The sequence below is a fragment of the Streptomyces sp. FH025 genome (assembly GCF_017427025.1).
Taxonomy (GTDB): Bacteria; Actinomycetota; Actinomycetes; order Streptomycetales; family Streptomycetaceae; genus Kitasatospora.
In genome coordinates, this window is sequence record NZ_JAFLNG010000579.1 from 1 (window position 1) to 5,053 (window position 5,053).

The 5,053-nt window shown below is 75.1% G+C and carries 3 protein-coding genes and 1 pseudogene; 1 reads left to right on the top strand and 3 read right to left on the bottom strand.

Features of this window, described 5'->3' with window-relative positions; genetic code table 11:
- The 3 genes and pseudogenes from J0670_RS29755 to J0670_RS29765 form a co-directional block, all read right to left on the bottom strand.
- Nucleotides 1-394: pseudogene (locus J0670_RS29755) on the bottom strand (hypothetical protein); the annotation flags it as partial.
- Nucleotides 364-2,883, bottom strand: a complete 2,520-nt coding sequence (locus tag J0670_RS29760) for a phosphoribosyltransferase (protein WP_207814801.1) — start codon at nt 2,881-2,883, stop codon at nt 364-366. The gene J0670_RS29760 and the pseudogene J0670_RS29755, both read right to left, overlap by 31 nt.
- A gap of 47 nt (nt 2,884-2,930) precedes the next feature.
- Nucleotides 2,931-4,124, bottom strand: coding sequence for an HpcH/HpaI aldolase/citrate lyase family protein (locus tag J0670_RS29765; protein WP_207814802.1), 1,194 nt, complete (start codon nt 4,122-4,124; stop codon nt 2,931-2,933).
- Between the two features lie 315 nt (nt 4,125-4,439).
- Here J0670_RS29765 and J0670_RS29770 point away from each other — a divergent pair.
- Nucleotides 4,440-5,053, top strand: a 614-nt coding sequence (locus J0670_RS29770; RefSeq protein WP_207814803.1) for a TerD family protein, incomplete at its 3' end; no start/stop codon positions are given.

Genomic DNA, 5,053 nt, shown 5'->3' on the forward strand with positions numbered 1-5,053 from the left:
CGGCCGCGAGCCGCGCGGTGATCTCGCGGCGCCAGTCCCCGTCCGGCACGCCGTCCACCAGCAGCTGCCCGCCGTTCGCGCAGATCGCGTAACCGGGCGTCGGGCCGGGCAGGTTGACCCGCCGGTACTGCTCGACGGTCCGGGTGGTGGCGGGGACGAAGCGGGCCCGGCGGGCGAGTTCGGCGAGCAGCCCGGCGGCCCGCTCGGTGAGGAAGGACAGCGGCCGCCCGTCCAGCACCTCGACGCAGAGCAGCCTCGGCGCGAGCGGGTCGGGGCCGTCCAGGGCCAGCGCCCGCTCGGAGTAGATGAGCGTGCGGTCGAGGTCGCTGGCCACCAGCACCCCGGCCGCCGGCACGTCCGCCATCAGCACCCCCGCCGTCGGCACGCCCGCCATGAGGACTCCCCCGCCGGCACGGCCCGGCCGCTGGCGCCGGTCGCGCCCCGGCTGTAGCGGGGGTGGATCAGGCCCACGCAGGTGTACGGCAGCCCGTCCACCTCCTCCACCCGGACGCCGCGCTGGGCCGCGAGCAGGCGGACGTGGTCGAGGTCGGCGCCGGCACCGCGCCGGGCCAGCACCCGCCAGGGGACGCGGCGCAGCAGCACCCGGGTGGTCTCGCCCACCCCCGGCTTGACCAGGTTGACGTCGGCTATCCCGTACTCGGCGCTGATCCGTTCGACGGCGGCCCAGCCGGCCCAGTCGGGCGCCCGGTCCGGGTCGGCGGCCAGCCGGGCGGCGCCCTCGACTGCGAGGGTGCGGGCCGGGGCGAAGTGGGCGGCCACGGTGTCCAGGAAGGCCGCCGACACGTCGCCCCCGGCGAGTTCGGAGTAGTACTTGGCGCCGTGGAAGTCCCCCGGACCGATCAGCCCGGCGCGCAGCACGGTGCGCGAAACCAGCCCGGACACCGTGGAGTTGAGGCAGGCGGACGGGATCAGGAAGTCGTCCCGGGTGCCGTAGGTGCGCACGCACCGGCCCGGGTCGGCGAGCACCGCGAGGTCCGGGTCGAAACCGGTGCCGGCCAGGGCGTCGGCAAGTTCGCGGGTGATCGCGCCCTTGCCGGTCCAGCCGTCCACGAACACCACGTCGGCGGCCCGGTGATGGGCCGCCAGGTAGCGCAGGGCGACGGGGTCGATGCCCCGGCCGCGAACGATCGACACCGCGTAGTGCGGGACGTCGAGGCCGTGGGCGAAGGCCAGCCAGCGGCGGATCAGGATGCCGACCGGCGTCCCGGCCCGGGCCAGCGAGGCGAGCACCAGCCCGGGGCCGCGCTCGCGCAGCAGCGTCTCGGCGACGGTGCCGACGGCGAGCGCGATCCGGTCGGCGGAGCCGCGCAGCGCCTGGTGGAACAGCTCCTGGTACTCGGGGCTGGGCCGGTACTCGACCGGCAGCGACTCGGCGTAGTGCGCGCCGCCGTTCTGGACGGCCTCCTCGCGCTCCTCGGTGGGGGCTTCGAGCCGGACGCCGGAGAGGTCCTTGAGCAACCAGGCGACCTCCTCGGGCCGGTACGAGGAGAACGCGGGGCCGTACAGCGGGGCGGGCGACGCCGGCCGCAGGGCAGGAGACATCGGCCGCAGGGCAGGCGACACCGGCCGGTGGGAGGGCACCACCGCGAGCACCACCCGGTCGGTGACCCGTCGCAGCTGGTTCAGCAGCGCGCGCTCCCCCCGGTGCAGGGCCGGGGTGTCGGCGACGTCGTCCACGACCAGCACCACGGCGTCGAAGCGCCGGGCCGGGTCGGCGCCGGGGGCGACGTTGTAGGCGTAGCGCTCGCGCGAGCCGCCGTCCCGCGGGTCGTCGTGGGCGGGGAAGGCCAGCCGGGTGCGGATGGCGTAGCCGGGGTCGTCCACGGCAAGGACGGGCGAGCGGGTGGTGGTGGAGTAGTGCACCCGGTCGTCGCCGAGCCGCTCGGCGAGCGCCCCGGCCAGGCGCAGCGGCGCGTACATCAGCTCCTCGCAGCCGAGCACCAGTACCCGCTGCGGCACCCGCTCCGCCGCGCCCGGCAGCGCCTCGGCCACCTGCCCGGCCAGTGCGGGCAGTACGGCGTCGAGCCGGGCGCGGTCGCGGGCGGTGAACCCGTGCCGGCCGCCGTCCGGCAGCCCGGCGGGCCAGTCCAGCCCGACCCTGACCACCGGGGCCGGGTCGACCGCCGGAGGGGCGGAGGGCGCGGGCGCCGAGGCGATCAGCCGCTCGGCCCGCTCGATGACGTCCTCGGGCAGTTCGACGGCGCCGCTCGCGGTGGCCACCACGTCCAGCCGGACGCCGAGTCCGGCGGCGGCCTCGGCGAGCCGGTGCCGGTCGGCGGGCGAACGCAGGTCGACCAGGGCGACGATCACGTAGTGGTCGCGCGGGTGGCGGGCGTGCAGTTCGCGGATGGTGTTGAGGACGGTGCGGCCGGTCGAGAGCTCGTCGTCCACCAGCACCAACGGCCCGTCCCCGGCGAGGAGTTCGGGATCGGCGGGGAGCAGCAGGTGGGAGGTGGCGTGCGAGTGCTCCTCCTCGAAGCCGCCGAGCGGGGGCACGCCGGGGACGGAGCGGCGGGTGGAGTGCAGGTAGGGGGCGTCCAGGCCGTCAGCGACGCTGTGGCCGAGGCCGGTGGCCGTCTCCGCGTAGCCGAGCACGACGGCCCGCCCGGCCGGCTCGGCGCCGAGCAGTTCCCGTACCCGGCGGCCGAGTTCGAGCCCGGCGCCGTGCACCACGGCGGGCCGCTGCGGGACGTGCTTGCCGAGCACGCTGGAGACCAGCAGGTGGGCGCGCCGGGGGTTGCCGGAGCGCAGCGCCAGGCCGACGAGTTCGGGCAGGCGCTCCGATCCGGTCAGTGCTATCCCGGCCCGGTCGGCGACCCAGCGCCCGGTCCACTCCCGCTGTTCTGCCGCTGTCGTCGTCACTACTGGTCCCGCCTTCGATGGTGCTTCTCGGATCACGTGCTCGGTTCTCAGCCGCACAGGCAGGCCGACAGCAGCTCGGCGAAGCTCACGTCCTCCCGGGCCACGCCGAACACCTCCGCCCGCAGCAGCACCCGCTCCGCCCAGGCGCGGTGCGGCCGGGCCTCGTTCATCTTGTTGGTGTACGCCGAGCGGAGCACCCCGCCGCCGTCCCGCTCCTGGCGGAGGATGTCGCGGGCGTCGCAGTACTCCTCGTGCGTGACCACCGAGAGGGCGTGCACGGCGGGGACGTGGCTGGGGTGGATGCAGGTCTTGCCCAGCAGCCCGTTGGCCCGGTCGAGTTCGACCTCGCGGATCAGCCCGTCCAGGTCGTGCTCGATGATCCGGCGGCGGACCTCCTCGCCGGAGGCCCGGGCCGTCCCGGCGGTCGCGGCGAACGGGGTGCGGCGCAGCTGCGGCTTGAACATCCGCTCCTGCACCGGGAAGTACTCCCAGACCGGCCCGGTGACGGTGTACCCGGTGCCGTCCGCCCGGCCGAGCACGTTGACCACGTCCCCGATCACCGCCGCGACCAGCGCCACGTCGTACGCGGTGAGGTCGGGCGAGCGCCGCAGCCCGTACGCGGAGCACAGGTCGGTGACCCCGAGCCGGACGGCGAGCACCCGTTCGCGGTGCCCGGCGAGCAGTTCGGCGATGCCGAAGAGCTGCTCACGTCTGGTCTCCAGGTGGGCGAGTTCGGGCGATTCCAGGACGGGCATGGCGAACAGCCGCCGCCCGGTCGCGGCCTCGGCGGCGGTGAGCGCGGCCAGGTAGGCGCCGCCGTTCTCCGGGGTGAACTTGGGCAGGACGAAGCCGCTGAGCGGCGCGCCGACCGGGCCCAGCCGCTCGGCCAGGTCGAGGATCTGTGCGGCACTGCGGACCCTGATGAAGAGCAGCGGGTGATCCTGTGTGCAGTCGGTGAAATCATTGCCCAGGTCAGCCAACTGCTCGACCAGGTTCCGCTCGCCCGCGTCCACCTCGTGGTCGGCGATCGCGTCCTCCAGGCAGAGCACCATCGAGACCACGCCCCGACCGGCCTGTTTGCGGATGTCGGCGGCCAGCGCGGGCCTGGTGGCGGGACTGTAGAGGGTGCCGCCGAGCGCGGTGGCGAGCACGGCGGGCTCGCTCCGCGCGGTGAACGTCCGCGGCTGCTCCAGGAAGAGCCGGGCGCGGACGTCGTCGGGGAGGTGGCCGAAATGGCGCAAGGTGCTCTCCTCGGGGGTGGACGGCCTCCGGCCCGCGGTTTCTCCTGGACGCACCACCGGCGGACTCCCTCCGCCGAGCCCCCGGGGGCCTTTCGAACACCCCATCGTACGGACGGATTCCGGCCGTTCCCGGCCCCGGGGCACTGAACTCCCGGAACTCCCGGAACATCCCGGAACGCCGCGACCGGCCGGCCCGATCACGGTGACGCCGACGGCAAACCTCGGTCCTGCGCAATTCTTGGCAAAGTCCGGCCCGGCCCCGACCGTCCCGGTCACGTTGTCCGAAGGGGTGGCGAACGGGCAGGATGGTCCGCTATGACGCACGTGATGGCCAAGGGCGCCAACATCGCACTGCCGGCCGCGGCGGTCCGCGCCGTGCTGCGCTGGAGCGCCACGCCCGGTGCGCCGGACGTGGACGCGTCCGCGCTGCTGCTCGGCGCCAACGGCAAGGTCCGTTCGGACGCCGACTTCGTGTTCTACAACCAGCCGCGCCACCCCTCCGGCCTGGTGCGCCACCTGCCCAAGCAGCAGACCTCCGGCGGCGCCGAGATCATCGACACCGTCGAGGTCGAACTCGCCAAGCTGCCCGTCGAGGTGGACCGGGTGGTGCTGGCCGGCTCCTCCGAGGGCGGCCCGTTCCGTGCCGTCCCCGGGCTGCGGCTGCTGCTGTTCGACGCCGCGGCCGGTGAAGGCACGCCCCCGATCGCCGAGTTCGCGATCGCCGACGGCGAGAACGTCACCGCCCTGGTCGCGGGTGAGCTCTACCGGCGCGGCGGCGCCTGGAAGTTCCGGGCGATCGGCCAGGGCTACACCTCCGGGCTGATCGGCCTGGCCACCGACTTCGGCATCACCGTCGACGACGAGGCGCAGGCCCCCGAGGCGCCGCCGTCCGACCCCGCGCCGACTCCGGCGCCCTCCGCCGCCGGCGC